Source organism: Nonomuraea sp. NPDC048826, assembly GCF_043198225.1.
In the GTDB taxonomy this organism is placed as follows: domain Bacteria; phylum Actinomycetota; class Actinomycetes; order Streptosporangiales; family Streptosporangiaceae; genus Nonomuraea.
In genome coordinates this window covers 118,967-143,100 of the sequence record NZ_JBICUQ010000011.1, presented here as the reverse complement: position 1 = coordinate 143,100, position 24,134 = coordinate 118,967, and the positions used below count along the sequence as shown (strand labels likewise).

31 protein-coding genes are annotated in these 24,134 nt (G+C 71.9%); 16 read left to right on the top strand and 15 right to left on the bottom strand.

Features of this window, described 5'->3' with window-relative positions; translation table 11 throughout:
- Positions 1 to 91 precede the first annotated feature (91 nt).
- From ACGFI7_RS35415 to ACGFI7_RS35390, 6 genes are all read left to right on the top strand, one after another.
- Positions 92 to 1,402, top strand: a complete 1,311-nt coding sequence (locus ACGFI7_RS35415) for a glycosyltransferase 87 family protein (protein WP_393412480.1) — start codon at positions 92 to 94, stop codon at positions 1,400 to 1,402.
- Complete coding sequence (locus tag ACGFI7_RS35410) at positions 1,399 to 2,499, top strand: molybdopterin-dependent oxidoreductase (RefSeq protein ID WP_393412478.1); 1,101 nt, start codon at positions 1,399 to 1,401, stop codon at positions 2,497 to 2,499. The genes ACGFI7_RS35415 and ACGFI7_RS35410 overlap by 4 nt, the downstream gene beginning before the upstream one ends.
- Complete coding sequence (locus tag ACGFI7_RS35405; RefSeq protein WP_393412476.1) at positions 2,496 to 2,873, top strand: hypothetical protein; 378 nt, start codon at positions 2,496 to 2,498, stop codon at positions 2,871 to 2,873. The genes ACGFI7_RS35410 and ACGFI7_RS35405 overlap by 4 nt, the downstream gene beginning before the upstream one ends.
- On the top strand, positions 2,873 to 3,514 hold the full coding sequence (locus tag ACGFI7_RS35400) for a TIGR04282 family arsenosugar biosynthesis glycosyltransferase (RefSeq protein ID WP_393412474.1): 642 nt from the start codon (positions 2,873 to 2,875) through the stop codon (positions 3,512 to 3,514). The genes ACGFI7_RS35405 and ACGFI7_RS35400 overlap by 1 nt, the downstream gene beginning before the upstream one ends.
- A complete protein-coding gene (locus ACGFI7_RS35395) occupies positions 3,511 to 4,122 on the top strand; it encodes a class I SAM-dependent methyltransferase (RefSeq protein WP_393412472.1) in 612 nt (203 codons plus the stop codon). The genes ACGFI7_RS35400 and ACGFI7_RS35395 overlap by 4 nt, the downstream gene beginning before the upstream one ends.
- Before the next feature lie 102 nt (positions 4,123 to 4,224).
- A complete protein-coding gene (locus ACGFI7_RS35390) occupies positions 4,225 to 4,689 on the top strand; it encodes a winged helix-turn-helix transcriptional regulator (RefSeq protein WP_393412470.1) in 465 nt (154 codons plus the stop codon).
- 9 nt (positions 4,690 to 4,698) lie between these two features.
- Here ACGFI7_RS35390 and ACGFI7_RS35385 read toward each other — a convergent pair whose 3' ends face one another.
- The 4 genes from ACGFI7_RS35385 to ACGFI7_RS35370 form a co-directional block, all read right to left on the bottom strand.
- A complete protein-coding gene (locus ACGFI7_RS35385; RefSeq protein ID WP_393412469.1) occupies positions 4,699 to 5,595 on the bottom strand; it encodes an aminoglycoside phosphotransferase family protein in 897 nt (298 codons plus the stop codon).
- Between the two features lie 120 nt (positions 5,596 to 5,715).
- Entirely contained in the window at positions 5,716 to 6,570 is an 855-nt protein-coding gene (locus ACGFI7_RS35380; RefSeq protein ID WP_393412467.1) for a hypothetical protein, read from the bottom strand.
- Entirely contained in the window at positions 6,567 to 7,073 is a 507-nt protein-coding gene (locus tag ACGFI7_RS35375; protein ID WP_393412465.1) for a SigE family RNA polymerase sigma factor, read from the bottom strand. The genes ACGFI7_RS35380 and ACGFI7_RS35375 overlap by 4 nt, the downstream gene beginning before the upstream one ends.
- A 72-nt stretch (positions 7,074 to 7,145) precedes the next feature.
- Complete coding sequence (locus ACGFI7_RS35370) at positions 7,146 to 7,610, bottom strand: MarR family winged helix-turn-helix transcriptional regulator (RefSeq protein WP_393412463.1); 465 nt, start codon at positions 7,608 to 7,610, stop codon at positions 7,146 to 7,148.
- A gap of 73 nt (positions 7,611 to 7,683) precedes the next feature.
- On the opposite strand from ACGFI7_RS35370, the gene ACGFI7_RS35365 reads away from it, so the two are divergent.
- Both ACGFI7_RS35365 and ACGFI7_RS35360 read left to right on the top strand, forming a co-directional pair.
- Entirely contained in the window at positions 7,684 to 8,382 is a 699-nt protein-coding gene (locus ACGFI7_RS35365) for a hypothetical protein (RefSeq protein ID WP_393412461.1), read from the top strand.
- Between the two features lie 35 nt (positions 8,383 to 8,417).
- On the top strand, positions 8,418 to 9,044 hold the full coding sequence (locus ACGFI7_RS35360) for a dihydrofolate reductase family protein (RefSeq protein ID WP_393412459.1): 627 nt from the start codon (positions 8,418 to 8,420) through the stop codon (positions 9,042 to 9,044).
- An 18-nt stretch (positions 9,045 to 9,062) separates the two neighbouring features.
- Here the strand turns inward: ACGFI7_RS35360 and ACGFI7_RS35355 are convergent, their stop codons facing one another.
- Complete coding sequence (locus tag ACGFI7_RS35355; protein ID WP_393412457.1) at positions 9,063 to 9,896, bottom strand: phosphotransferase enzyme family protein; 834 nt, start codon at positions 9,894 to 9,896, stop codon at positions 9,063 to 9,065.
- A gap of 223 nt (positions 9,897 to 10,119) precedes the next feature.
- Here ACGFI7_RS35355 and ACGFI7_RS35350 point away from each other — a divergent pair, with 223 nt between their 5' ends.
- Positions 10,120 to 10,671 (top strand): hypothetical protein, encoded by a 552-nt coding sequence (locus ACGFI7_RS35350; RefSeq protein ID WP_393412455.1) that lies wholly within the window; start codon positions 10,120 to 10,122, stop codon positions 10,669 to 10,671.
- On the opposite strand, the gene ACGFI7_RS35345 is transcribed toward ACGFI7_RS35350, so the two are convergent.
- The 4 genes from ACGFI7_RS35345 to ACGFI7_RS35330 all read right to left on the bottom strand — a co-directional run bounded on the left by ACGFI7_RS35345 (position 10,665) and on the right by ACGFI7_RS35330 (position 13,366).
- On the bottom strand, positions 10,665 to 11,096 hold the full coding sequence (locus tag ACGFI7_RS35345; protein ID WP_393412453.1) for a hypothetical protein: 432 nt from the start codon (positions 11,094 to 11,096) through the stop codon (positions 10,665 to 10,667). The two genes, ACGFI7_RS35350 and ACGFI7_RS35345, sit on opposite strands and share 7 nt — an antisense overlap.
- A 138-nt stretch (positions 11,097 to 11,234) precedes the next feature.
- Positions 11,235 to 11,591, bottom strand: coding sequence for a hypothetical protein (locus ACGFI7_RS35340; protein ID WP_393412451.1), 357 nt, complete (start codon positions 11,589 to 11,591; stop codon positions 11,235 to 11,237).
- A gap of 81 nt (positions 11,592 to 11,672) precedes the next feature.
- On the bottom strand, positions 11,673 to 12,437 hold the full coding sequence (locus ACGFI7_RS35335; RefSeq protein WP_393412449.1) for an ABC transporter permease: 765 nt from the start codon (positions 12,435 to 12,437) through the stop codon (positions 11,673 to 11,675).
- Entirely contained in the window at positions 12,434 to 13,366 is a 933-nt protein-coding gene (locus ACGFI7_RS35330; protein WP_393412447.1) for an ABC transporter ATP-binding protein, read from the bottom strand. The genes ACGFI7_RS35335 and ACGFI7_RS35330 overlap by 4 nt, the downstream gene beginning before the upstream one ends.
- Before the next feature lie 112 nt (positions 13,367 to 13,478).
- Here ACGFI7_RS35330 and ACGFI7_RS35325 point away from each other — a divergent pair, with 112 nt between their 5' ends.
- Positions 13,479 to 14,588 (top strand): sensor histidine kinase, encoded by a 1,110-nt coding sequence (locus tag ACGFI7_RS35325; protein WP_393412445.1) that lies wholly within the window; start codon positions 13,479 to 13,481, stop codon positions 14,586 to 14,588.
- Complete coding sequence (locus ACGFI7_RS35320; protein WP_393412443.1) at positions 14,585 to 15,235, top strand: response regulator; 651 nt, start codon at positions 14,585 to 14,587, stop codon at positions 15,233 to 15,235. Before ACGFI7_RS35325 ends, ACGFI7_RS35320 begins: the two co-directional genes overlap by 4 nt.
- Here ACGFI7_RS35320 and ACGFI7_RS35315 read toward each other — a convergent pair whose 3' ends face one another.
- Positions 15,236 to 16,201, bottom strand: a complete 966-nt coding sequence (locus ACGFI7_RS35315; protein WP_393412441.1) for an endonuclease/exonuclease/phosphatase family protein — start codon at positions 16,199 to 16,201, stop codon at positions 15,236 to 15,238.
- Between the two features lie 263 nt (positions 16,202 to 16,464).
- Here ACGFI7_RS35315 and ACGFI7_RS35310 point away from each other — a divergent pair, with 263 nt between their 5' ends.
- Positions 16,465 to 17,322, top strand: coding sequence for a 5'-nucleotidase C-terminal domain-containing protein (locus tag ACGFI7_RS35310; RefSeq protein ID WP_393412439.1), 858 nt, complete (start codon positions 16,465 to 16,467; stop codon positions 17,320 to 17,322).
- Between the two features lie 142 nt (positions 17,323 to 17,464).
- Here ACGFI7_RS35310 and ACGFI7_RS35305 read toward each other — a convergent pair whose 3' ends face one another.
- Positions 17,465 to 18,343 carry a M23 family metallopeptidase gene (locus ACGFI7_RS35305; RefSeq protein ID WP_393412437.1) on the bottom strand — a complete coding sequence of 293 codons (879 nt, stop codon included), beginning with the start codon at positions 18,341 to 18,343 and terminating at the stop codon, positions 17,465 to 17,467.
- 298 nt (positions 18,344 to 18,641) lie between these two features.
- Here ACGFI7_RS35305 and ACGFI7_RS35300 point away from each other — a divergent pair, with 298 nt between their 5' ends.
- The 4 genes from ACGFI7_RS35300 (at position 18,642) to ACGFI7_RS35285 (ending at position 21,840) form a co-directional block, all read left to right on the top strand.
- Positions 18,642 to 19,475: a hypothetical protein gene (locus ACGFI7_RS35300; protein ID WP_393412435.1), complete on the top strand. Its 834-nt coding sequence runs from the start codon at positions 18,642 to 18,644 to the stop codon at positions 19,473 to 19,475.
- Positions 19,472 to 19,843, top strand: coding sequence for a GntR family transcriptional regulator (locus tag ACGFI7_RS35295; RefSeq protein ID WP_393412433.1), 372 nt, complete (start codon positions 19,472 to 19,474; stop codon positions 19,841 to 19,843). Before ACGFI7_RS35300 ends, ACGFI7_RS35295 begins: the two co-directional genes overlap by 4 nt.
- A 137-nt stretch (positions 19,844 to 19,980) precedes the next feature.
- On the top strand, positions 19,981 to 20,979 hold the full coding sequence (locus ACGFI7_RS35290; RefSeq protein WP_393412431.1) for an NAD(P)-dependent alcohol dehydrogenase: 999 nt from the start codon (positions 19,981 to 19,983) through the stop codon (positions 20,977 to 20,979).
- A gap of 9 nt (positions 20,980 to 20,988) precedes the next feature.
- Entirely contained in the window at positions 20,989 to 21,840 is an 852-nt protein-coding gene (locus ACGFI7_RS35285; RefSeq protein WP_393412429.1) for a DUF72 domain-containing protein, read from the top strand.
- Here ACGFI7_RS35285 and ACGFI7_RS35280 read toward each other — a convergent pair whose 3' ends face one another.
- Genes ACGFI7_RS35280 through ACGFI7_RS35265 form a run of 4 tightly spaced genes read right to left on the bottom strand, consistent with a single transcriptional unit; the run spans position 21,841 to position 24,134 of the window.
- A complete protein-coding gene (locus tag ACGFI7_RS35280; protein WP_393412427.1) occupies positions 21,841 to 22,212 on the bottom strand; it encodes a hypothetical protein in 372 nt (123 codons plus the stop codon).
- Between the two features lie 4 nt (positions 22,213 to 22,216).
- Positions 22,217 to 22,525 carry an SseB family protein gene (locus ACGFI7_RS35275; RefSeq protein WP_393412425.1) on the bottom strand — a complete coding sequence of 103 codons (309 nt, stop codon included), beginning with the start codon at positions 22,523 to 22,525 and terminating at the stop codon, positions 22,217 to 22,219.
- Positions 22,522 to 22,791 carry a hypothetical protein gene (locus ACGFI7_RS35270; protein WP_393412423.1) on the bottom strand — a complete coding sequence of 90 codons (270 nt, stop codon included), beginning with the start codon at positions 22,789 to 22,791 and terminating at the stop codon, positions 22,522 to 22,524. Before ACGFI7_RS35270 ends, ACGFI7_RS35275 begins: the two co-directional genes overlap by 4 nt.
- A complete protein-coding gene (locus ACGFI7_RS35265; RefSeq protein WP_393412421.1) occupies positions 22,791 to 24,134 on the bottom strand; it encodes a hypothetical protein in 1,344 nt (447 codons plus the stop codon). The genes ACGFI7_RS35270 and ACGFI7_RS35265 overlap by 1 nt, the downstream gene beginning before the upstream one ends.

The window sequence follows — 24,134 nt, the reverse complement described above, 5'->3', positions numbered from 1 at the left end:
GACGTTCGCGATCCGTAAGGGTTCTTACGAAGGTCGAACGGCGGGCGCCGGGACCGCCGGGAAGCGGGTCGCGGGTGTCAGGCTCCGGGCTGTGAGCTGGAACATGTCCGCGGCCGTGGCGGTGCTCGTCGCGCTGGGCGCCGTCGTGGCCAAGATGGTGGCGGGCCCGCCCGTGCTGGGCTGGTACGTGCTGGCCTGGGCGCTGTTCGCCGCGGCTCTGTGGCTGGCCGGACGGGTGCCGGAGCGGCGGCTGACCGCGCTGGTCGTCGCCGGTGGGATCGCGCTGGCCGGGGTCGGGCTGACGACGCCGCCGAGCAGCAGCACCGACTCCTTCCGGTACGCCTGGGACGGCCGCGTGCAGGCCGCCGGCATCTCGCCCTACGACCATCCGCCCGCCGACCCGGCGCTCGCCGGGTTGCGCGACGACTGGCTCTTCCCGGCGGAGTGCGGGGAGCGGTGGCTGTGGCCGTTGCCCGACGGCGGCTGCACCCGGATCAACCGCCCCACCGTGCCGACGATCTACCCGCCGCTCGCGCAGGGGTACTTCCTGCTGGTCCACTGGGTGTCGCCGGAGGGCTCCCGGCACAAGGCGCTGCAGCTCGGCGGCTGGGCGATGGCCGTCCTCGTGCTGCTCGCGCTGGTGCGGTGGACGGGGGCGCGGCGCGCGGCGCTCTGGGCGTGGTGTCCTGCCGTCCCGGTCGAGGCCGTGAACAACGCGCACGTCGACATGCTCGGAGTGCTGCTGGTGGTGGTGGCCTTCTCCGTCACCCGCGGCCGGGGCGCGCTCCTGGGCGCGGCCGTGGCGGCCAAGCTGCTTCCCGCGACGGCGCTGCCCGGCGCCCTGTCCGGTGTGCTCGGGAACCGGGCGGACGGAGTGGCGTGGCGGCGGGTTTTCGGGGTCGTGGCGCCCGCCGCTCTCGTGGTGGCGCTGTCCTATCTGCCGTACGTGCTGCTCTCGGGCATCTCGGTGGCCGGTTACCTGCCGGGTTACCTGCGGGAGGAGCGCTACGACGGCGGAGGGAACCGGTACGCGATCCTGCGGTTGCTCCTGCCGGACTCCTGGGCTCCCGTCGCCGCTGTCCTGCTGCTGGTCCTGATCGCGCTGGCCGTCCTCCGGTACGGCGACGCGGAGCGGCCCTGGCAGGGCGCGCTGCTGGTCAGCGGGTCGCTCCTGCTGCTGTTCACGCCGGGGTACTCCTGGTACGCGCTGCTGGTCGTCGCGCTGGCCGCCATGGACGGCCGGTGGGAATGGCTGGGCGCGGCCTTCGCCGGGGCCGTCGCCTACGCCACCGGACCGGCGGCTCCCGACAGCCCCGCCACCCTCGTCTACGCCCTGGCCGGGCTGGCCGTGCTGGCCGGCTGGGCCGCGCGACGTCCCCAACGAGCGGAAACACGCCAATGATCCTCAGGACGATCTCCGACAGGTTCACCAGCCGGCTGCGCTCCGAGCAGGTGGCGGCCAAGCTGGGCGTCTGGCTCGGCGTGAGCTTCACCGTCGCCTTCGCCACGGGGCTGTTCAGCCACTTCCTGCAACATCCGCCCGCCTGGCTGCTCTGGCCTTCCCGGCCGGTCAGCCTGTACCGGGTCACGCAGGGGTTGCACGTCGTAGGCGGGCTCGCCACGGTCCCGCTGCTGCTGGCCAAGCTGTGGGCGGTGTACCCGAAGCTGTGGCAGTGGCCGCCGTTCCGCTCCGCCGGACACGTCGTCGAGCGGCTGTGCGTGCTGCTCCTGGTGGCGGGCGCGTTGTTCCAGCTCGTCACCGGCGCGCTGAACATCGCCTACGTCTACCCGTGGCCGTTCGGCTTCGTCCAGGCGCACTACTGGACGGCTTACGTCGTCTACGGCGCGCTGCTGATCCACGTCGCGAACGAGTGGGTCAAGGTCAGGCGCAGCCTGTGGACCCGCGTGGCGGACCCGGACCGCCGGCGCTTCCTGGTCACCGTCGCCGCCGCCTGCGGCCTGACCGCGCTGGTCACCGCGGGGGAGGCGGTCACCCCGCTGGAGCGGCTGGCCGTGCTGGCTCCGCGCAATCCCCGCATCGGCGCCCAGGGGGTGCCGGTCAACCGGTCGGCCGCCGCGGCCGGGGTGGTGGTCGGGCCGGGCTACCGGTTGCTGGTCACCGGGGCCGTCCGTACCCCGTTGTCCCTGGACTACGCCGACCTCGTCCGCATGGCGCGGCACACCGTCCGCCTGCCGATCGCGTGCGTGGAGGGGTGGAGCGTGGAGTGCGAGTGGACCGGGATCCGGCTGCGTGACCTGCTCGAGTCCGCCGGCGCGGCGCCGGACGCCTTCGTCACCGTCGCATCGCTCGAACGGACCGGCGCGTACCGGACCAGCGAGATCCGCCCGCCGCACTGGAACGACCCGCTCACCCTGCTTGCCCTGCGGATCAACGGCCGGCCGCTGGACCCCGACCACGGCTATCCGGTGCGCCTGATCGCGCCGAACCGGCCGGGCGTCCAGCAGACCAAGTGGGTCACGGAGGTGAGGGTGGCATGAGGTGGATCGGTCATGTCGCCGGCGGCGCTCTGGTCGTCCTCGGGCTGGGCGGGCTGGTGGCGGAGGGCGTCCTGTTCGGGTGGGCGTTGTGGTTCGGCGGGGTGCTCGTCGTGCACGACGCCCTGCTCGCCCCGGGGGTGGCGGTCGCCGGCACGGTGGCCGGACGGTGGCCGTGGCCCGTGCGGACCGCGCTGATCCTGGCGGGCGCCCTGGTCGTGGCCACCCTGCCGACCGTGTCGGCGCTGGGCCGGCGGGCCGACAACCCCTCGATCCTGCCGCTGGACTACGGCCTCAACCTGGCCGTCGTGCTGGCCGTCATCGCGCTGCTCGCGCTGCTGGGGCACCTGCTGTCCGCACGTCGTAAGGAAGGGTAATGCCGCGTCATCACCACCCGCAGTTACTGATCATCGCCAAGGAGCCGGTGCCGGGGAAGGTCAAGACCCGGCTGACTCCGCCGTTCAGCCCGGCCCAGGCCGCGGCGCTGGCCGAGGCCGCGCTCCGGGACAGCTTGCGTGCCGTCGCCGCGACGCCGGCCGCCCAGCGGGTGCTCGCCCTGGACGGCCTCCCCGGTGACTGGCTGCCGCCGGGGATCGTGGTGATCCCGCAACGCGGCGGCTGCCTGGACGAACGTCTGGCTGCGGCCTTCGCCGACGTCCGGCGGCTGCGGCCTGGACCTGTCGTCCTGATCGGCATGGACACCCCGCAGGTCACCCCCGAGCTGCTGCGCGCCGCGGGCGAGGCGCTGGACAGCCACGACGCGGTGTTCGGCCCGGCCGCCGACGGCGGTTTCTGGCTGCTCGGGATGCGCCGGCCGGACCCGGAGCTGATCCGGGGGGTGCCCATGTCGCACCCGGAGACCGGCAAGCTTCAGCTCGACCGGCTGGAACGCGCCGGGCTGTCCGTCCGGCTGCTGCCCGAGCTGATCGACGTCGACACCGCGGCCGACGCCGTCACCGTGGCGGCCCAGGCACCCGGGTCGCGTTTCGCCGCCGTACTGAAAGGGCTGGGCCGATGATCGGGGAGATCTACGCGGACGCTCTCGCGGGGGAGAGCACGGAGATCGAGTACGTGGACGGCACCCGCGTCGCGCTGGAGACCGCCCGCTGGTTCGAGCCGATCGACGGTGACGAGGAACTGCTGAGCCGGTGCGCCAGCCCCACCCTGGACATCGGCTCCGGCCCCGGACGCCTGACGGCGGCGTTGACCCGTCGCGGGATCCGCGCGCTCGGCATCGACATCACGCCGCGGGCCGTCGCCCTGACCCGCCGGGCCGGCGGGTTCGCCCTGCTCCGGGACGTCTTCGACGACGTCCCGTGGAGCGGGCACTGGGCGACGGCCCTGCTCGCCGACGGCAACATCGGCATCGCCGGGCACCCCGAGGTGCTGCTGCGCCGGGTCAGGCAGCTCATCAGGCCCGGTGGCATCGTGCTGGCCGAGGTCGCCCCGCCCGAGACGCGCAGCCGGGTCGACCGGCTCCGGCTGCGCCGCGGGCGGCTCGCCGGGGAGTGGTTCGGCTGGGCGACCGTGTCGGCGAGCGACATCCGCCGGGTCGCCCTGGCCGGCGGGTTCGCCGACGCCGAGTGCTGGACGGCGCACGACCGCTGGCTGGCGTGCCTGCGCTGATCGTCGGAGGCTGCGGTCATGGTGGTTCCGGAGTCCTGCGATGCCGCCGGCTCATGGGCTATGCTTGCTTGATGCAAGGGCCAAAGGGAGGTGGATGTCTTGTTGGGCAGGACCTATGACACGCAGGTGTGCTCCGCCGCCAGGGCGCTCGAGGTCATCGGCGAGCGGTGGAGCCTGCTGATCGTGCGGGACGCGCTGTTCGCGGGCGCGACCCGCTTCGCCGACTTCCAGCGGCTGGGCATCGCGACCAACGTTCTGGCGAAACGGCTCGACAGCCTCGTCGAGTCGGGCATCCTCGAGCGGCGGTCCGGCGCGGAGCATCCTGATCGGCCGGGCTACGCGGTGACCCAGAAGGGCCTGGACCTGGCACCGGTGATCATCACGCTGTCGCAGTGGGGGGACCGGTGGGCGGCGCCCGACGGGCCGCCCATCTTGTACCGGCACACCGCCTGTGGTGGAGCCATCGCCGAACAGGCCACGTGCGACCACTGCGGACAGGTCACCGACCTGGCCCAGGTCCATGCCGTGCCGGGGCCCGGGATGCCCGGCTCCCCCGCCGAGGAGTGAGATCTCGGTCTACCCGACGAGGGCCTCGGTGATCTGACGGGTGGTCTGCGCGGCGATCCTCGGGTTGACGGCGGCGTAGGCGGTGTAGGCGTTCAGTCCGGTGGCGAGGGCCCAGCCGCGGCCTCGGATCCAGGTGGCGTCGTCCACGTCGAGCGCGGCGCGGAAGGCGGCCCGGCTGCCGGGCGACATCAGCGTGTAGGCGATGGTCAGATCGCAGGCCGGATCGCCGATGCCGAGGCCGCCGAAGTCGATGACCGCGCTGAGCCGGCCGTCGACGGTCAGCAGGTTGCCCGTGTGGAAGTCGCCGTGGAACCAGACCGGAGGGCCATCCCAGGCCGGGGCGGTCAGGGCGGCGTCCCACAGTCCGGTCATGGCCGCGGCGTCGAACACGTCGCCGACCTGGGCGATGGCGGCCCGCGTGGCGCGGTCCCTGGCGGCCAGCGGCTGGTCGGCGAGGTCCGCGCGGGACCGCAGGGCATGTACGTCCTCGGGGCTGAACCGCTGCAGGGCGGCGAGGAACCCCGCCAGCCGGACGGCGGCCTCCGACGAGTCGGCCAGCGCCTCGACGGTCGCCACCTCGCCCTCCAGCCAGCGGGACACCGCCCACCGCCACGGGTAGCCGAAGCCGGGCTCACCCACTCCTACCGGTACCGGGATGGCCAGGGGCAGCCGCGGCGCGAGCCGGGGCAGCCATTCGAGCTCCTTCCGGGCCTGTCCGATGGCGCCTTCGTGGCGGGGCAGCCGGACGGTCAACTGCCCGCCCAGCCGGTAGATCACATGATCCGAGCCGGCCGGGTCGAGCAGTTCGAGAGGCAGCGCCGCCCACTGGGGAAACTGGGTGTCGACCAGCTTCCTGACCAGTTCGGCAGGGATCGCGGGGCGGGTGCCCGCGGTTCTCCCGGTCACCAAAGAGCGACTCCTGTGATCGGCCCGCACCCTCCGGCGGGCGGCCCGGACCATCACAGTGCACTCGGGCTTGCCCTGTCGACCGGATTTCCGGCCGTCAGCCGTCGCGGCGCAGCGTGGTCAGCTCGCTTCGGCGTGCTTGGGGCCGAGCGGGGCGAAGAGGACTCCCGCCTTCCGGCTGATGACCTGGCCCGACCCGTCGTACGCCGTCACCGTCGGGGACGGGGTGTCCAGGTGCTTGCCGTCGGCCTTCTGCCGGGCCGGCACCCGTCCGACGAAGAAGCCGTCGGCCACCGCGGCGTCCGTGGTTCTGCCGTCCGCCCAGTCGATCTCGACGCGGGTCACCTCCTGCGCCACCCGGCCGACCACGACACGGTAGCCGCCGCCGGTCTGGTCGTCGTCGGACATGGCGTGGGAGTCGGTGGTCATCGTGTGCGCGTCCACGGTCAGCGGACCGGAGAGGCCCGCGTCGAGAGCGCCGGGCAGGGCGAGCCCCCACGGGGTGAAGACGGGGGTGCTGGGGAACGCCTCCTCGTACTTCTGCGGGGTGCAGAGGACGAAGCCGGCCTCGCTGCCGACGAGCGCGGTCGAGCCGACGGCGTCGCGGTGCACCACCAGCTCGCGGAAGTCCTCGGCGTCGGCGTCTCGCGGGTATCGCTCGCGGGGGTTCATGCCGTCCACCGGTCCGCCCAGCGGCATGCAGTCCCGTACGGCCTGGAGCTGCTCGGAGGTGTTCTCCGGCAGGGCGGTGGGGCCGCTCGCCGTGGGGTCCGCGGTGTTCCGGGCGGTGGGCACCACGACCAGCGCCCCGACGACGGCGGCGGTGGCGAGCGCGCCGGCGGCCAGCGACCAGCCCAGGCGGCGGCGTCTGGATCTCGCGACGGCGCGGGCCGCCATGGCCTGCGCGTTCACGGGGCGGGAGGCGTCCGCCAGCCGCCGTAGTTCGGCGGCGATCGTCTTCTCGTCGACGCTCATCTCCAGGCCTCCTGCATGACGGGGTCGCTGACCAGCTCGCGGAGCCGGGCGACGGCGTGATGGGTCTGGCTGCGCACGGTTCCCACCGAGCAGCCCATGATCTTGGCGACCTCGGATTCCGGCAGGTCCTCGTAGTAGCGCAGCACCAGCACGGCGCGCTTGCGCGGCGGCAGGGTGCGCAGGGCCTGCTGGAGGGCGAGGCGGTCGTCCACCTCGGCCGTGCGGTCGCCGGTCGTCCGCTCAGGGGGCGACTCCACCGCCTTCTCCCTGCCCCAGCGGGGACTTCGCCAGCGGCTGACCTGTTCGTGGTACATGACCTTCCGGACATACGCCTCGGGGTTGGCGCGGATCTTGCTCCAGCGGCCCGCGGTCTTGGTCAGCGCGGTCTGGAGTAGGTCCTCGGCCGCGTGCTGGTCGCCGGTGAGGACGTAGGCGAGCCTGATCAGGGTGTCCGACCGCGCCGACACGAAATCGGCGAAGTCGCGTCTTTGCTCGTTGTTCAAACGGGTCTCCTCGGGTCGCCTCCTAAGACGCGATCCCGTGCCCGGCCTATGGCGGGCCGGCGATCGCCGTGTTCAGCGCCGGTCGCCGGTGTCGCGGTGGACGTCGCGGCTCAGCCGGCGCGAGGCGGCGACGGCCTCCAGGTAGGCGGCGAGCCGGTCCAGGTCGGCCTCGTCGATGCCCTGGGTGAAGGCCGCCTCATGGGATTCGGCCAGGGGGCGCAGCGCGGCGAGGAGTCGTTCGCCGTCGGCGGTGAGGTGGACCTCGTGGTAGCGGCGGTCGGTGGCGCTGCGGCGGCGCTCGATGTGCCCACGGCGTTCGAGGCGATCCAGGACCGCGACGACCCGGCTCGGCCCGACGCCGAGGTGCTCGCTCGCCGCCTTCTGGCTGAGGCCCGGGTTGCGGCCGATCAGGCGGAGCAAACCCGCCTCGGAAGCGGTGATGCCGAGTGAGGCGACTGCCTGCTCGAAGGCGGCTGAGGCGTCGGAGCCGAGCTGGGCGAGCAGGAAGGCGATGCGGCGGGGGCGGCGAGTGTTCATGCGATCCATTTAGTTCACTTGATGAATGATTCAGCCTATGTATTATAGCGCCTATGAACGAAAGGAGCACGTGATGAGCACCCACACCGCCGCCCCGGCCAGTGCGGTCGGCGGTCCCAACCCCGGCATCCTCGGCCTGGTGTCCCTCGGACTGCTGGTCGGCAGCCTGATCTCGATGGCGGCGCTCTCCGGCGGTGGCGTCATCACGTCCCCGTTCGGCGACACCGACAGCGTCGCCGGGTTCTTCGCCGATCACGGATTCGCCGTCCGGGTGGCGGCGATGCTGCAGCTGGGGTCGTCGATCCCGCTCGGCATCTACGCCGCCACCGTCCACGCGCGGCAGCAGCGGCTCGGCATCCGCGTCCCCGGCCCCGGCATCGGCCTGTTCGGCGGGACCGCCGCGGCGATCCTGCTCGCCGTGTCCGCGATCGTCACCTGGACGCAGAGCCAGGACGTGGTCAGCGCGAACCCGGAGCTCACCCACGCCTTCTCCTACGTGAGCTTCGCCGCCGGCGGGTTCGCGCATGTCCTCGGGCTGGGCCTGCTGGTCGCCGGGATCGCCGTCCCGGCCCTGCTCCTGCGGTTGGTCCCGGCCTGGTTCGCGTGGGCCGGGCTCGTCCTGGCGGTGCTGGCGGAGCTGAGCTTCCTGACGATGGTGTTCGAGCCGCTGCAGATCCTCATCCCGATCGGGCGGTTCGGGTCGCTGATCTGGCTCGTCGCCGCGGGGTTCCTGCTTCCCCGGACGCGTCACGTACCACGAGAAGGATCTTGAACGACCGCATCCATGTCCAGCGGAAATGAGGAACGGTGAAACTGAAGGCCAACATCCAGGTGTCCGTCGACGGCGTCCACCAGTCGAACGGCGGACGCCACCCCGACTTCGACCCGGGCATGGAGCGAGGCGGGTGGGCCAGGCCGCTGTTCGACGAGGAGTCGATGGCGTACCTCGGCGACTACTACCAGCGAGCCGACGCGTTCCTGTTCGGCCGGCGCACCTACGACATGTTCCTCTGGTCGTGGGGGACCGGCACCTGGGGCTCCGGCCAGGGCGACAACCCGATCTCCAACGCACTGAACAACCGGCCGAAGTACGTCGCCTCCACCACGCTCACCGACCCTGCCTGGGCCGGCACGACCGTGCTCACCGGCGACCTCGCGACGGCGGTCGGCGAGCTGAAGGCCCGGTCGGACGGCGAGATCCAGGTGCACGGCAGCGGCAGCCTGATCCGCTGGCTCCTCGCGAACGACCTCCTGGACGAGCTCACCCTGCTCGTGGCACCGGTGATCGTCGGGCAGGGCGACCGGTTGTTCCCCGACAACGGCCCGGACCTGGCGCTCGACCTGGTCGAGTCCCGGGCCTTTCCCAAGGGGATCATCCTGCAGACCTACCGTCCCGCCGGACCTCCCCAGTACGCGTCCGACCCCACCAAGTGACCCCCGGGAAGCCGGATCTCAAGGACGGTCGAGTGCCGCGCGGAGCTCGGTGAGCCACTCGCGGGCCAGGCGGCGTCCGTCGGGGAGCTGGTCGTCCCGGTTCCAGCGCCAGGTGGTGACGATCGCCAGCATGAGGATCCGGCACAGGCGCAGCAGCTCCTGATCGGCCCCCGGGTAGTGGCGGCCGACCTCCTCCGGGGCGTGGGCGAGGTCGAACTCGACGGGGCCGCGGCAACAGGTCTCGAAGTCGATGAACAGCAGCCCGTCCGCCGTGGTGAGCAGGTTGCCGGCGTGGGGCTCGCCGTGCAGGAGTTGTTCGGCGCCGCCGTACGCGCTGATCTTGTGTTTCATGCTCCGTAACGTGTCGCCGAGCAGGATCCGGTCGGCTTCGGACAGGTCCGGGGTGCGGTCGCGGCTCGCCACGAAGTGCTGGGCCTCGGCGGCCCGATCGGTGAAGCGCGGCGTCGGGACGTCGACCGCGCGCATGCCGGCATGCAGCCGCGCGAGCGCCCGGGCGTAGTCGGCCGGTGGGACCTCGTGAGGCGGCACGGGTTCGTAGTAGGTCCACAGCGTGATCGTGAAGCCGTCGCGCTCGTGGACGCGGGGCTTCGCCCGGGGGTCGAGTGCGGCCACCGGGCACCCGGCTTCGGCGAGGGCCCGGGCGACCTCGATCTCGAACGGCAGGCTCCGATCTCCCGCCGGGGCCACCCGGGCGAGGACGTCGCAGGGCAGCAGGCGCAGGGTGAGCTTGCTGGAGTCGTGGAGCACGACCGCGTCGTCGGCTGTCAGGCCGAGCGACGAGGCGGTCGCCCTGGCCGCGGCCACCGCACGCGTGAACTCTGCCGCCTGCATCGTCTCGTGCCCCCTCTGCCGCGGTGCGCCCTGCGGGATGACCGCGATGCCGATGATCGGTCCTGTCCTGCACAGTAGTGTCTTGATCTGCGCGGTGTGGCGAGGGCATCGCCCAGGGCTCCCCGCCGGGCCGCCGACGGAAATAGGGGATTAAATCCGGAATTGTGGCTTCAACTGGACACCGACGGCTGCGATTCGCGGAACCGTCCAGCATCATGGCCGGGTGGCGATGATCCGGTTGGTGGCGGTCGGTTTTCTCTGCGGCGTCCTCTTCGTGCCGTTCGCGTGGCCGCGGCAGGAGACCGGCTTCGAGCACGCGCGGCTCGACGCGCTGACGGCCCTGGTGCTGGGCCAGTTCAGCTCGGTCCTCACCGCGCTGGTGATCGGTTTCGTGGTCATCATGAAGCGATCGCGGACGCGTACGCCCGGCTATGTCCTGGGCGCGGTCACGATCGCCTTCGGGCTGATCGTCCTCGTGCAGGGCGTCCACGCGTCGAACTGGGTCGACACCCGGCCCGCCGTCCTCGGTGACCGGGAAGTTCAGGAACTGGTCATCCTGATGGTCTGGGGCTCCGGAGCGGTCACCATGCTCACCGGCCTGCTCATCGTCCTGCTTCGCTGGGCCGGGTACGACGCGCGGGCCACCCCGGTGCGGCGGAGGGGCCCGCGCGGGTCCGGCCGGACGCGACGGCGGAGAGTCCGGCCGGTTGTCCGATCCGCGCCCCCGCGGCCGACGGGACCCGCGTCGTCACCCGAGGGCGCGGCGGCTCAGTAGTTGACCGTCTTGGTCTTGGTGTTGTTGCACACGATGGTGGACGGGAGGCAGCGCCGGGCCCGGACGCGGACCTTGTCGATGTCGACGCGGCCGGAGGAGTACGAGAAGGTCTTGCTGCCCTTCTTCCTGCCCGCTTCCTTGTAACCGCCGTCGACCGCCTTGCCGTCCGCGTAGAAGTCGACCTCGACCACGGCCGTCCAGACGTCGCTCTTGGTGTCCACCACGCTTCCCCACGCCTTGGTGGAGCTGCCGCACTGGCGGATGTTGTAGCTGACGTAGCCGCCCGACGTGGTGAGCTTTCCCCAGGTGGTGGCGGAGCAGCCGCTCGCGGCGGCGGCGAGCGCGGGAGCGGGGGCCAGCGCGGCGAGGGACGCCGAAACCCCGATGACCGTGGCGAGCTTCTTGAACCGGGAGATGTTCCGCATGGCGGGCCGTCCTTCGGTGTCGAATGGGCGGGGCGCGATGACCGCGCCCCGCCCATCGGTGATCACGTAGTGCCCAGGAGCGTAGGGATCTCCGGTATGGCGGCGGTATGTCCGCTCACGCCGCGGTGAAGCCGCTGGTCAGGACCGGTGGATGACGATGTCGCCGTGGGCGGTGTGCGCCCGCACCTTGACGGCGCCGTCGGACTCGGCGGGGCCGTCGCTGGGGTCGAGGCCGACGTCGACGGTGCCGTACCGCGAGCTGACGTCCAGCCAGGCCGCGCTGCCCTCGCGGACGCCGAGCTCCAGCCCGCCGCCGGTGGTCTCCATGACGATCGAGCCGGAGGCCACCTCGCCGATCCGCAGGCTTCCGTACGCGGTCTTGGCGACGACCCCGGCCAGGGCGCGGTCGACGGTGACGTCGCCGTGGGCCGCGGTCAGCCGCAGCTCGCCGGTGATCTCCTGGAGGTGGGTCTCGCCGTGCGAGTTCCTGATCACCGCGGTGCCGTCGATCTCGCCGACGCGGATGTCGCCGTGGGTGGTCCGGGAAGGGGCGGGGCGGGTGGGGTGGGCGGACTGTCAGTCCCAGCGGAAGAACGCCACCGCGATCACCGTGCCGGCCACCACGGTCACGACCAGGCTCACCAGGTGGGCCGCCGCCACGGGCGCGCCCACCCAAGCCGCCGACAGGGCCTGGAGCCCGGCGCCGAACGGGAGCCACCCCCCGACCGTCGCCACCGCCTCCGGCAGGCCGGCCACCCCGCCGAACATGCCGCCCGCCGCCCCCATGAGGAAGAAGACGGTCAGGCCGATCGCGACGGAGGAGTTCGGGGTCGGCGACAGGGCGGCGACGATCATGCCCACGGCGTACATGGCGGTCACGGTCAGCGCCAGCACGCCGAGCGCGACGCCCACGCGGACCGGTGGGTTGGCCCCGAACGCCAGCGCCGCCAGCCCCCAGGCCGCCGCGACGCCCACGGCGATCTGCAGCATCCCCACGGCGGCCTGGGCGACCAGCACGAGCAAGGGCGAGACGGGCGTGACGCCGAGCCGGCGCAGGATGCCGCTGCGCCGGTAGTAGGCCAGGAAGCTCGGCATGTTGATGACGCCGGTCGTGGCCACGACCATGGTGAACACCAGGGGGAGCACGAACACGTCGAGCGCGGTGCGGCCGTGCGCGACGACCTGGTCGCCGGCCGACGAGGCGTTCACCACCAGGATGAGCATGGGCAGGCCGATCGGCACGATCAGCCCGGCGGTGTCGCGGGCGACCATCTTGAGCTCGCAGACCAGCATCTCGGCGAAGGCCCGCAGGCCTGGGCGGTACACCTGGACGTCCGTCATCGGGTCTCCTCCTCGGGGTCGAGCCGGCGCCCGGTCAGGGCGAGGAACGCGTCGTCCAGGCGGGCCTGCTCGCTGCGGGTCTCCGTGGCGACGACGCCGGCCCGTACGAGCGCGACGCTGACGGCCTGCAGCAGGTCGCCGCGGCCCTCCACGACCACCCGGCCGCCGTCCGCGCGCACGCGCTCCACCTCGCCGAGCCCCTCCAGCAGCCCTTCCGGTACGGGAGTCGCCGCGCGGAACGTGACCCGCTGGACGAACCCGGCCTGCTCGATCAGCCCCTCGGGCGAGTCGAGGGCGACCACCCGGCCCGCGTCGAGCAGCGCGACCCGGTCGCACAGCCGCTCGACCTCCTCCATGGCGTGACTGACGAGCAGGATGGTGACGCCGGTGTCGCGCAGCCGTTCGACGGTGGCCCACATCTGGCGGCGCGCCTCGGGGTCGAGCCCGGTGGTGAGCTCGTCGAGGATCACCACCCGCGGCCGTCCGATGAGGGCCAGTGCGATCGACAGCCGCTGCTGTTGACCGCCGGAAAGGTTCTCGAAGCGGGTGCGGCCGGAGGCGGTCAGGCCGACCGACTCGATCAGCTCGCCGGCCGGCGCCGGGTCGCGGTAGAAGGTCGCGTACAGGCGGACCAGTTCGGTGACGGTCAGCGCGCCGTGCAGGGTGGCGTCCTGGAGCTGGACGCCGAGCACCTGGCGCAGCCGGGCGCGGTCGCGCCGGACGTCCAGGCCGAGCACGCGGACGGTGCCGCGGTCCGGCCGCCGCACCCCGGCGATCAGCTCCACGGTGGTCGTCTTGCCCGCGCCGTTCCGGCCGAGTACGCCGAAGATCTCCCCGGTGCCGACGGTCAGGCTGATGTCGTCCACGGCGACGGTGGCGCGGTAGCGCTTGTGCAGCCGTTCGGCTTCGACGGCAGGTGTGGGTGGCATGCCTCAGACGGTAGGAAGAGGGGCACGCCGGGCGCCTGTGCCGATGGTCAGCATGCGCGCCCATGACTTTCGGCACCCTCGGCGTGCAGGGAAACCTCATTACAGTGGCGGTATGCGGCGAATCGAGCCGGATGTGTGGGCCGGTCTGGCGATGCTGCTGGTGTGCGCGGGGGTCGGCACCCCGACGTTGCTGGGCGTGACCGACACGTGGGTCCCCCGGGTCGTGTGGAGCGCGCTGTTCATCGCCCTGATGATCACGACGGTGGCCGCGGCGGTCTGGGAGGACCACCGGCGGGACGCGGCGCGAGTCTGCTACGGCACGTCGGTCGTGCTGGGCTGGCTGGCGGTGCTGTCGGCGCCCACGGCCGGGTGGCTGCCGATCCTGCTGGTCATCACCGCGACCATGGGCGCCTACGTCGCGCCCGGGTGGGTGAGCCCGGTGGTGATCGCGCTCAACACCGCCGTCATCGCCGTGACCGCCCACCTCGCCGGCACCACCTGGACCGGGATCGGCCTCACCGCGCTGCTCTACCTGCTGATCCAGGCGGCGGCGCTGCTCAGCTCGATGGCGATCATCCGTGAGCAGCGGCTGCGCCGCGAGCTGGCCGAGGCGCACGTGGAGCTGCGGGCGGCGACCGTCATCCTGGCCGACTCGGCCCGCGCGCACGAGCGCCTGCGCATCGCCCGCGAGCTGCACGATCTCATGGGACACCAGCTCACCGCGCTCACCCTGGAGCTGGAGGTCGCCAGGCACCACGACGGCCCCGGCGCCCGCCCGCACGTCGAGCGCGCCGACCAGGTGGCGCGCAACCTGCTGCGCGACGTGCGCACGACCGTCGGGCAGCTCCGCGCCGACGCGCCCGACCTGCGCGCGTCCCTGAGCGCCGTGGTCCGCGACATCCCCGGGCTGGACGTCCACCTGTGGATCGACGACGACGTGCGCCCGCCCGAGGAGGTGTCGCTGGCGCTGATCCGCGCCGTCCAGGAGATCGTCACCAACACGATCCGGCACGCCGGCGCGACCTCGCTGCGCATCAGCATCGAGAACACGCCGGACCGGGCCGTCAAGCTCACCTCTGTCGACGACGGCCGCGGCAGCCCCGAGCTGCGGCTCGGCAACGGCCTGCGCGGCCTGCTCGAACGCATCGACGCCATCGGCGGCGACGTCCGGCTCGACGGCGGCGACGGGTTCCGGGTGACGGCCACGGTGCCCGCCCGATGATCCGGGTGCTCGTGGTCGACGACCAGACCTTGGTACGGCAGGGCATCCGCAGCCTGCTGGACCTGACGGACGACATCGAGGTGGTGGGGGAGGCCGACGACGGCATGTCCGCGCTGGCGGCGATCGAGGCGCACGCCCCCGACGTCGTCCTGCTCGACCTGCGGATGCCGCGCCACGACGGCATCTGGACCCTGGACGCGCTGCGCGAACGGGCGGGCGAGGCGCCGCCGGTGCTCGTGCTGACCACGTTCGACAGCGACACCCTCGTGCTGGACGCGATGCGCGCCGGGGCGGGCGGCTACCTGCTGAAGGACGTGACGCTCGACCGGCTGACCCGGGCCATCCGCGTCCTGGCCGGCGGCGGGACGCTGATCTCGCCGTCGATCACCGATCGGCTGCTGCGCGCGGTGGACCGCCGCCGGCCGCCGGAGGAGGCCGACCTGCCGGAGATCCAGCAGCTCACCGAGCGTGAGCTGGAGGTGCTGCGGCTGGTCGCGGAGGGATACAGCAACCGCGAGATCGCGCGGGCGCTGTTCCTGGCCGAGGGCACGGTCAAGAACCACGTCTCGGCCGTGCTGCTCAAGCTCGGGGCGCGGGACCGGACGAACGCGGTGCTGCGCGCCCTGCACGCGCGCGTCCTGGACTGATCAGAGCTTGATCCGGGCCATCACCGGCAGGTGGTCGCTGCCGGTGGCGGGCAGGGTCCAGGTGGTGACGGGCGCCGCCGCCCGGGTCATGACGTGGTCGATCCTGGCCATGGGGAAGGCGGCGGGCCAGGTGAAGCCGAACCCCTCGTCCGCCGGGGTCAGCCGCGCGGCGACCGGGGCCAGGCCGCGGTCGTCGAGGGTGCTGTTGAGGTCGCCCATCAGGACGATCCGGTCCAGTTTCTCCGCCGCGAGCGCGGCGCCCAGCTTGGCGGCGCTCTCGTCGCGCCAGGCCGAGGCGAAGCCGTCAGGCAGCCGGATCCGGACCGACGGCAGGTGGGCGACGTACGCGGCCAGGTCTCCGTACGGGGTCCGCACGATCGCCCGCAGCCCCCGGTTCCAGTCTCCTTCGACCTCGGCCGGTCTGATGTCCACCGGCCCGGGGTCCGCGAGGGGGTATCTGGACCAGAGCCCGACGCTGCCGACGACCGCGTGGTACGGGTGATCGGGCGCGAGGGCGGCCTGGTAGCCGCGCAGGGCCCCGGGCGTCAGCTCCTCCAGGGCGATCAGGTCGGCTCCGGCCCCGGCGAGGGCGCGGGCGGTGCCTTCCGGGTCGGGGTTCTCGTCGTTCACGTTGTGCTGGAGCACGGTCAGGTCGTGCGCCGCTGCCTGCCCGGCGGGCAACAGCCGGGCGCCGAAGACGCCGGCCCACACCGCCGACGGGAGCACCAGCGCCACCAGCGCGACGGCCGAGCGGCGCAGCAGCGCCAGGACGAGCAGCACCGGCACGGCCAGGCCGGCCCAGGGCAGGAAGGTCTCCAGCATGCTGCCCAGCCGGCCCACCGTGTTGGGCAGCACGCCGGGGAACGCCATCAGCACGGCCACCGTCACGGCGACCACCGCCGGCACCCGCCCGCGCCGCCACGACAACCGGCCCCCGCCGCGCGCCTCCCGATCTTGCGTGGTCATGCCGCAGACCGTACGGGATGTCGCGGATTTTCGTGCACCATCTGCTTTTTCCGGAAATGTCGGTCGATCTGGTTAACGTCTGACCCGCCTAGGCACGGTCATTCCGTTATTCGCTCCCAGAAAGGAATACTGTGGGGTTACCAACGAGAACCGGGCGTCGAATCGTGGGGCTGGCGGCCGCAATACTGTTGTCGTCCGGCGCCTTTGTCCCGGCGGTGCACGCCACCCCGAGAACGGCCGTTTCCGAGTTCGCGGCGGAAACGGTGGAGAAGGTCACCATCTTCTTCGAGCGGACCACCGCGTCGAAGTGCCCGCTGACCTTCAAGGTCCATGGCACCTTCGAAGGGCTTCCCCCCGGCGGGCAGCTCATCCGCTACCGCCTCGCCGGTGCCGGGAAGTGGAAGAGCGTCAAGGTGCCGGGGAGCCATGACGGCACGTACACCACCGTGCTGGAGACGCTCGCCTGGGATGCGGAGACCGGCCGGACCTCGGTCCAGGTCGAGCTCGCGCAGCCCGGCGGACTCACCTCCAACACCCTGTACTACTTTGAGTGCGGTGACCCGCCGGAGGGCGCGACCTTCGGCGAGGCCGCCGAGCCCGTCGGGCTGACCAGGAGCGGCGGACCGGTGGTGGAACTGGTGGCCGACGCCTATCTCGACGCGGTCCAGGCCGTCTCCGGAGCCGAGGCCGCCCTGGTCAACAGGTACGGGTTCTGGACGGGGCTGGATGCGGGGTCGGTCACGTACCAGGAGTTGTTCGACCTACAGCCCGCCGGCCTGCACGTGGACGTCTACACGGTCACCGGCGCGGAGCTCAAGCGGGTGCTGGCGCATCCCAACCCCGTCGGGTGGGTGCTCACGCCCTCGGCCTCGCTCCGTTACACGCTGGAGGGCGGCGCGGTCACCGAGCTCACGCTGAACGGGGCGCCGGTGGCCGACACGCAGGTGCTCAAGATCGCGGCGAACTACGTCCTGGTCGGTGGGGGCCAGGGCTGGCCGAGATGGGAAGGGAGCACCGCCGTCTACCGGGGTGGTCCCGACGACCGGGGAGCGCTGGCTTCCTATATCGCGAAGAACACGCCGGTCCCGGCGCCTCAGGGAGACCGGGTCACCATGCGCTGAGTGAAAGGCGATGACGGCGGTCGCCGGGCGGAAAATGCATGTCCGCCCGGCGATTCTCCGGAATTCGCCGTCAAGCGATGCCCGGGAAAGGTCGCCGCCTGCGGACGGAGGCCGTGGCCCGCAGGCGGACGTGGAAATGCGGTCAGCTGCCGCAGTGTTCGAAGGGGCTGGTGTAGGAACTGCTGCCGATCGAGCCGCCCCACTTGACGCACTGGCCGGGGGCCGAGCGCTTGACCGGGCCGGCGTAGTAGCCGTAGCTGCCGGAGTCGGTCGTCCGGCTCGCCCCTTGCGGCTCCAGGAAGGCCGACATCGACGACGCCGTGCCGACGCCCGACGTCTTCAGGGTCACGACGCAGTTGTAGCCGTTGCCGGAGTTGTAGAGCAGGTAGACGCGGCCGCCGGTGAGCGCGGCGGAGTCGATGACGCCGTACCCGCTGCCGCAGACCTCGGCGGGGGTGTAGGGGTTGCTGCTGCCGCCGCAGGAGTTGGTGCTGGTGACGGCCTTCTTCTGGCCGAGGGAGATGGTGACGCCGTCGACGGTGGGGCTGGTGTCCATGGCGCCGGTGGAGGTGCGCTGCTCGTAGTGCAGGTGCGGGGCGTTGGTGCCGCCCGTGGCGCCGACGGTGCCGATGGCGGTGCCCTGGCTGACGCTCATGGAGCCGCCGGCCGCGCGCACCATGGTGGCGAGGTGGGCGTAGCGGGTCCTGGTGCCGTCGCTGTGCCGGATCTCCACCCACTGGCCGTAGCTGGTGCTGCCGGCGTTGTGGAAGGAGGCGGTGCCGGCGGCGGTGGCGCGCACGGTCTCGCCGTTGACGGCGTCGCCGCCGTAGGTCTGCCAGTCGATGGAGCCCGACGGGTTGTGGGTGGGCGTCCAGTTGTTGGCGTAGAAGGTCTTTCCGCAGTTGAAGGGGCTCTTGTGGGAGGCCATGGCGGTGGTTTCCCGCGCGGAGGCGGCCTGCGGGAACAGGACGGCCGCGAGGCCGACCAGTAAGGCGATGATCATCGGCCGGGGTGCGGACATGCGTACCTCTCCGGAGGTATGAGGGGGGTCGCTTGATCGGAACATAGCGCCGAAGGTTCTCTTCATCAATGCCTAGTGACATGAAAGTTTCCGGCTTTGAAGATCGTTGTCGAGGTGTCAGGGTGGCGGCAAGGGGAAGGCGGTGCTCTGGTACCTGTGGCAGATCTTCCGCCCACGTCCCAGCTCCGACTGACGACGTGACGACGCGACCCCTCGGCCTTGCTCGGGCCGGGGGTTGCTTTGTCGCAAGCTATGACGCATTCTGTTAATACAAAGCTTGCGACAAAAAGGAGTGACCATGTCGACCGACGCGTTCCCCGGAGCCGGGCCGCCCCCGCGGCCGAAGGACCTGCGCCTGGCGGAGGAATGGCTGTCCTGCCACGGGCTGCCCGGCGTCCGGCCGACGCCGCTGCTCGCCGCGCGGCTCGCGGTCCGCCGCCGGGCCCGGCTCGCCGACCAGGTCCTGCTGGCCGGCCTGTTCATCGGGGCCGCGCTCATCCACACCTACAACCGGCTGTCCACGTCCGCGTTCGGCGGGTTCCAGCCGCCCGCCTCGACCCCGCTGCTGATGCTGATCGGCCTGGTGGCGGTGATGCTGCTCGTGCAGGTGCTGCTCGACCAGTGGGTGCGCAGGGTCGACCGGCGGGCCGGCGCCGCCCTGCCCCGCCGGACCGCCCACCTGGCCCGGCCCGGCTGGCGGGCCCTGCTCGGCCGGCCGCGCGCCGCGTTCACCGTCGTCATGTTCGGCGGTGCGACGCTGCTCGCGCTGAGCGCGCTGGCCGTCCAGGACGCCACCGTGCGGCAAGCGGCCCTGATCGTGCTGATCGGCGTCGCCGGAGCAGCCGCCGGTGTCGCCCGGCAGCTGCGCGACCTGCTGGTCCGCCCGATCGTCGCCGAGGACGAGGCCTCGCTGACCGCCGACGTCATCATGCGGGTCGAGGACGCCCGTGAGGTCACCATGCCGAGCGTGCCCTGGTCACTGCCCGTGGTGCTGCTCTTCGGCACCGCGCCGCTCTGGTGGAACGTCGCGTCGATCGCATTCGTGCTCCTCGGGCTGGCCATGCTCGTCGCCATCACCAAGCGGACGCCGCCGAGCGTTACGGTGGCCCGGCGGGTGATGAGCTTCCGATGATCCTCATCGACGCGGCCTCACCCGTCCCCCCGTACGAGCAACTACGCGCCCAGCTCGCCGGGCAGATCCAGGATCGCACCCTGCCCGTCGGCTCCCGGCTGCCGACCATCCGCCACCTCGCGGCCAGCCTCGGCCTGGCCGTCAACACGGTGGGCCGGGCCTACCGAGAGCTGGAGGAGGCCGGGCTGATCGAGACCCGCGGGCGGGCCGGGTCGTTCGTGTCGGCCGCCGGCGAGGAGGGCCGCGAACGCGCCCGCCGCGCCGCCGCCGACTACGCCGCCGTGGTCGCCAGCGTCGGCATCGACCCGACCGAGGCCATCCGCATCGTCGAAGCGGCACTCCGCTCCACCCGGCCCTCCCCGGCCTGACCACTCAGAACGTCCCCGGTCGCCCTGGCTCATGGGTCAGGCGCCGGGAGCTGCGTCGCCACGCCGACGGGCTGCGGTCCGCGCCTTCCGTACGCCTGACGGACGCGCCGGGGGTGTCGCCGACACAGAATGACGGCATGAGGGCAATCGTGCAGGAAGCCTACGGGTCGTTAAATGTCCTGAAATTACGTGATGTACCCCTGCCGGAGGTCAAGGACGACGAGGTCTTGGTCCGCGTCCGCGCCGCCTCCGTGCACCCCGATGTGTGGCACGTCGTCAGCGGGAAGCCCTACGTCCTGCGTCTCATGGGCTCCGGGCTGCGCCGGCCGAAGGTCCGCGTCCCGGGCACGGACATGGCCGGCGTGGTCGAGTCGACGGGCGCGAACGCGACGCGGTTCCGGCCGGGCGACGAGGTGTTCGGCGAGACCCTGCGCGCGATGCAGTGGAAGAACGGCGGCGCCTTCGCCGAGTACGTCTCCGTACCGCAGGACAACCTGTCGCCGAAGCCCGGCAACGTGAGCTTCGAACAGGCCGCGACCGTGCCCACAGCCGGGCTCATCACCCTGATGAACCTGCCGACGGGCCCGCTGCGGAACGTGCTGGTCAACGGCGCGGCCGGCGGCGTGGGCGGGCTCGCCGTGCAGATCGCCAAGGCACGCGGCGCGACGGTGACCGGCGTCGAGCACACGTCCAAGCTCGACCTGGCGCGAGAGCTCGGCGCCGACCACGTGATCGACTACACGAAGGAGGACTTCACCCGGCTCGGCACCCGCTACGACCTCGTCTTCGACATCCCGGGCAACCACTCGTTCGCCGCCTGCCGCCGCGCGCTCACCCCCGACGGCACGTACGTCCTCATCGGCCATGACCACTACGGCGCCACCGGCCACCCGGTGCTGGGCAGCGTCCCGCGCATGGTCAAGCTGATGGCCCAGTCCCTCTTCCTGCGCCAGCTGCCGAAGCCGACCCGGGCCACGCCGCCCAGGAAGGAGTCGATGGCCGTGCTCGCCGAACTGCTGGAGACGGGCCGGATCACCCCGGTCATCGACCGCGCGTTCCCGCTGGCCGAGACCGCTTCCGCGCTCCGCTACCTGACCGAGGGCACGGCCCGGGGCCGCATCGTCGTCACGTTGTAGCGTGGGCGGATGCGGCTTCATGTGGGATGCGCGATGTGGACGCACGGGCCGTGGCAGGGCCGGTTCCTGCCGCACCCGCTCCCGCCCGCCGAGCGGTTGCGCGCCTACGCCACCTGGTGCAACGCGGTCGAGGGCAACACGACGTTCTACGCGACACCGGCCAGGGGCACGGTCGAGTCATGGGCGGCCCAGACGGACCCCGGCTTCCGGTTCGTGGTGAAGCTGCCCAAGACGATCACGCACGAGCGGCGGCTCTCGGGGGCCGAGGAGCCGCTGCGGGAGTTCCTGCACGCGATCGAGCCGCTCGGGCCGAGGGCGCACGCCCTGTGGATCCAATTGCCTGGCTCCTTCGGGCCGGGCGACCTGGGGACGCTGGCCGGGTTCCTGCACGGGCTGCCGCCCGCGTACCGCTATGCCGTGGAGGTGCGGCACCGCGCGTTCTTCGAGGACGCGCGGGCCATCCGGGCGCTGGAGGGCGTGCTGGGGCGGGCCGGCGCCGAATGGGTGCCGTTCGACACGGTCACGCTCTTCGACAGCCCGCCGACCAGCGACGCCGAGCGTGACGCCTGGACGAAGAAGCCGCGGGTGCCGCGCCGGTCGGCGGCGCTCACCGACCGGCCGATCGTGCGCTACCTGGGCCGCGACGACGTCACCCGCACGGTCGAGGGCTGGGCCCACTGGGTCGGCGTGGTGACGGAATGGCTGCGTGAGGGCCGCTCGCCGACGGTGTTCGTGCACACCCCGGACAACGCCGAGGCCCTGACGCTCGCCCGGCGCTTCCACGACGCGGTACGCGCCGAGCTTCCGCAGGTGGAGCCACTGCCGGACCCCGAACCCGTCGAGCCGCTCACGCTCTTCTGATCATCGGCCGTTCTGGAAGTGGCGGGCCGGGACGAACAGCTCGTGCCCGCCCGCGAACCGCACCCGAACCCCCTCGGCCGTCCACTCCGTCTCCTCGACCTCCTTGCCCGGGGCGAGGAAAGGGGTGTGCACGTTCACCCAGTGGCCGTACCCGAGACCCGGATCCCGGCCGACGACCAGCAGGTGCGTCGCGTCCCCGAACACCGACCCCCTGCGGATCAGGCCCAGGTGATGCGTCGAACCGTCGTCGTACGTCACGCTCGGCGGCTGCTCGCTCCGGTACACGACCTCCGTCTGAGGCCAGTGGCCGGCGACCATGATCGCCACCCCGGCGAGAAGCCCGGCCAGCAGCAGGGCTACGTTCTTGACCATCCACTCATGATCCCCCGCCGAGCCTGAGCGCGCGCGGGCTGCCGGGGTCGAGGACGATCTGAAGCCCGGGCGGAAGCTGGGCGAGCAGGTCTTCCCCGGTGGTACGGAACCACGCCCGATGGTCGGTGAACCCTTCGAACGCCGCGAGCGACGTGAAGACGGGCACCAGCCTCCTGCCGTCCACCAGCCTGACGCGGACACCAGGCGTCTCCGGGGCTTCGCAGTAGACGGGGGAGGCCAGGAAGACCTCGTGCAGGCCGGCCGCGTCCAACTCCCCTTCCCCGAAGGCCACGGCCGCGTCAGCCAAGGTCATCGGCCTTTTGGGCCGAATTTCCTCTCGAACGCTGCGATGACCTGCGCCGCTTGGTCCTCGCTGATCTCGACCAGATCCCCGGAGGCTTCCCCCATCTCCCACTCGCGGATCCTGTTCGTGGAGTGCCAGTGGAGATCACGCCACAGCACCTCGTCCACCTCAGTGCCGTCGGCTTGGACGCGCCGCCGCGCCAGCCCGCCCGGGTTGGCCACATCGCGTGGGCCGAGCATGGTGACTATCGCGTAGTACTGAACGCTCTCGTCCATCAGGGTTTGTCGGCCTTTCTGTAGGAAGGGATGTCCTCTGCTCCGGGTGGTACGGGCACCTTCTCGAATACTTCCGCTTGGTGCCGATGCAGGCGTGCTCTGTCCTCCCGGGTGATATCCCGCTCACCGAGATCCTCGTAGGCGCTGTGAGTGACCTGCTTGGCATGCCAGCTTGCCGGTGTGTGGAACTGCACCTCGAAGATCTCGCCACTCACCGGATCTCGCCATCGGGTGTTCACGCCCCGGTAGCCGCCAGGTTTGTCTCCCCAGGACGACTTCTGTACGAGCAACTCGTAGCCTTGGCGCTCCAGCATCTCCCGGCCGCGTGCCACACCGGCTGCGTATCGGTCCTCGGAGAAAGTGAACGTGTAGCGGATACCGTCATGGATGTCATTCACAAGCGCTGAGACAGGAGTGTTCGCTTCGTCCTGGATATCCTTGGCCAGCTTTTCCTTGAGTCGGTCGGCGGATTTCAGGGTGAAAGTCGGGAACCCTTCCATGTCCGCGCCGATCTCACGTCCCGCCGCCCGCATGTCCCGGGAGATGCCCTTCTCCGCCTGCCGCAGCCTGGCGAGGAACTGGTCCGCCACGGCGTTGGCCTCGGGAGACAGTGTCCAGCCCTTGCCGGTCCAACCGCCCTTCGCGGCCACCTTGGCCGCGGTGCTCGTGGTGCGGGTGGCCGCGGTGCCCGCGCCTCCGGATGCCAGGCCGGTGAGGATGTCGGGGATGAGGTGGCCGAAGGCGCGGGCCGGGTTCTCCGCCCAGGTGTCCCAGTCGAGGAGTGCCTTGCCGACTTCCAGCGGCTGGTCGATGACACCGGATACCACGTCCGACACCAGCGCCTCGGTGTCGCGTTGCCAGCCGCTGAAGTCGAACACCAGCCGCACGGTGTTGTGCCGGCCCGCCAGCCCCAGCATCCCGCCCAGTCCTTCGACGGCGCCCTTGGCCATCTCGACCTCCGGCCGGCCGCTGTTCTGGTCGAGGTCGAAGGTGGCCTGGATCTGCTGCTGTACCTGATCCCAGAACCCGCCCATGGTCGGCAGCCGGGCGCCGGGGGCGAACAGTGACGCGTCGACCGTGACCGGACCGCCGCCGGCGAACAGGTCGGGGCGGGCCTGCTCCAGGCGTTCCAGCAGGAGGAGGCGCCGCTTGACGTCGGGGATCCGGCCGCCGGCCCAGGAGGCGACGTGGCGGACCGTGTTCGACGGGCCGGGCGGCAGCCAGGCGCCGCGCAGGAGTCCCCACAGTTCGGCGGCGGCCGATTCCAGGGACGACTCCGCCTGGCGCAGCTCCTCCATCAGCTGCCGGACGCCGTCGGGGACCATGCCCTCAAGTTCGGCCAC

Excerpts from the sequence above, each read along its gene's own strand:
- ACGFI7_RS35410 (WP_393412478.1), top strand. The coding sequence starts at position 1,399 with ATGATCCTCAGGACGATCTCCGACAGGTTCACCAGCCGGCTGCGCTCC.
- ACGFI7_RS35405 (WP_393412476.1), top strand. The coding sequence starts at position 2,496 with ATGAGGTGGATCGGTCATGTCGCCGGCGGCGCTCTGGTCGTCCTCGGG.
- ACGFI7_RS35400 (WP_393412474.1), top strand. The coding sequence starts at position 2,873 with ATGCCGCGTCATCACCACCCGCAGTTACTGATCATCGCCAAGGAGCCG.
- ACGFI7_RS35395 (WP_393412472.1), top strand. The coding sequence starts at position 3,511 with ATGATCGGGGAGATCTACGCGGACGCTCTCGCGGGGGAGAGCACGGAG.
- ACGFI7_RS35380 (WP_393412467.1), bottom strand. The coding sequence starts at position 6,570 with ATGAGCGTCGACGAGAAGACGATCGCCGCCGAACTACGGCGGCTGGCG.
- ACGFI7_RS35370 (WP_393412463.1), bottom strand. The coding sequence starts at position 7,610 with ATGAACACTCGCCGCCCCCGCCGCATCGCCTTCCTGCTCGCCCAGCTC.
- ACGFI7_RS35365 (WP_393412461.1), top strand. The coding sequence starts at position 7,684 with ATGAGCACCCACACCGCCGCCCCGGCCAGTGCGGTCGGCGGTCCCAAC.
- ACGFI7_RS35355 (WP_393412457.1), bottom strand. The coding sequence starts at position 9,896 with ATGCAGGCGGCAGAGTTCACGCGTGCGGTGGCCGCGGCCAGGGCGACC.
- ACGFI7_RS35345 (WP_393412453.1), bottom strand. The coding sequence starts at position 11,096 with ATGCGGAACATCTCCCGGTTCAAGAAGCTCGCCACGGTCATCGGGGTT.
- ACGFI7_RS35335 (WP_393412449.1), bottom strand. The coding sequence starts at position 12,437 with ATGACGGACGTCCAGGTGTACCGCCCAGGCCTGCGGGCCTTCGCCGAG.
- ACGFI7_RS35330 (WP_393412447.1), bottom strand. The coding sequence starts at position 13,366 with ATGCCACCCACACCTGCCGTCGAAGCCGAACGGCTGCACAAGCGCTAC.
- ACGFI7_RS35325 (WP_393412445.1), top strand. The coding sequence starts at position 13,479 with ATGCGGCGAATCGAGCCGGATGTGTGGGCCGGTCTGGCGATGCTGCTG.
- ACGFI7_RS35320 (WP_393412443.1), top strand. The coding sequence starts at position 14,585 with ATGATCCGGGTGCTCGTGGTCGACGACCAGACCTTGGTACGGCAGGGC.
- ACGFI7_RS35315 (WP_393412441.1), bottom strand. The coding sequence starts at position 16,201 with ATGACCACGCAAGATCGGGAGGCGCGCGGCGGGGGCCGGTTGTCGTGG.
- ACGFI7_RS35305 (WP_393412437.1), bottom strand. The coding sequence starts at position 18,343 with ATGTCCGCACCCCGGCCGATGATCATCGCCTTACTGGTCGGCCTCGCG.
- ACGFI7_RS35300 (WP_393412435.1), top strand. The coding sequence starts at position 18,642 with ATGTCGACCGACGCGTTCCCCGGAGCCGGGCCGCCCCCGCGGCCGAAG.
- ACGFI7_RS35295 (WP_393412433.1), top strand. The coding sequence starts at position 19,472 with ATGATCCTCATCGACGCGGCCTCACCCGTCCCCCCGTACGAGCAACTA.
- ACGFI7_RS35290 (WP_393412431.1), top strand. The coding sequence starts at position 19,981 with ATGAGGGCAATCGTGCAGGAAGCCTACGGGTCGTTAAATGTCCTGAAA.
- ACGFI7_RS35285 (WP_393412429.1), top strand. The coding sequence starts at position 20,989 with ATGCGGCTTCATGTGGGATGCGCGATGTGGACGCACGGGCCGTGGCAG.
- ACGFI7_RS35280 (WP_393412427.1), bottom strand. The coding sequence starts at position 22,212 with ATGGTCAAGAACGTAGCCCTGCTGCTGGCCGGGCTTCTCGCCGGGGTG.
- ACGFI7_RS35275 (WP_393412425.1), bottom strand. The coding sequence starts at position 22,525 with ATGACCTTGGCTGACGCGGCCGTGGCCTTCGGGGAAGGGGAGTTGGAC.
- ACGFI7_RS35270 (WP_393412423.1), bottom strand. The coding sequence starts at position 22,791 with ATGGACGAGAGCGTTCAGTACTACGCGATAGTCACCATGCTCGGCCCA.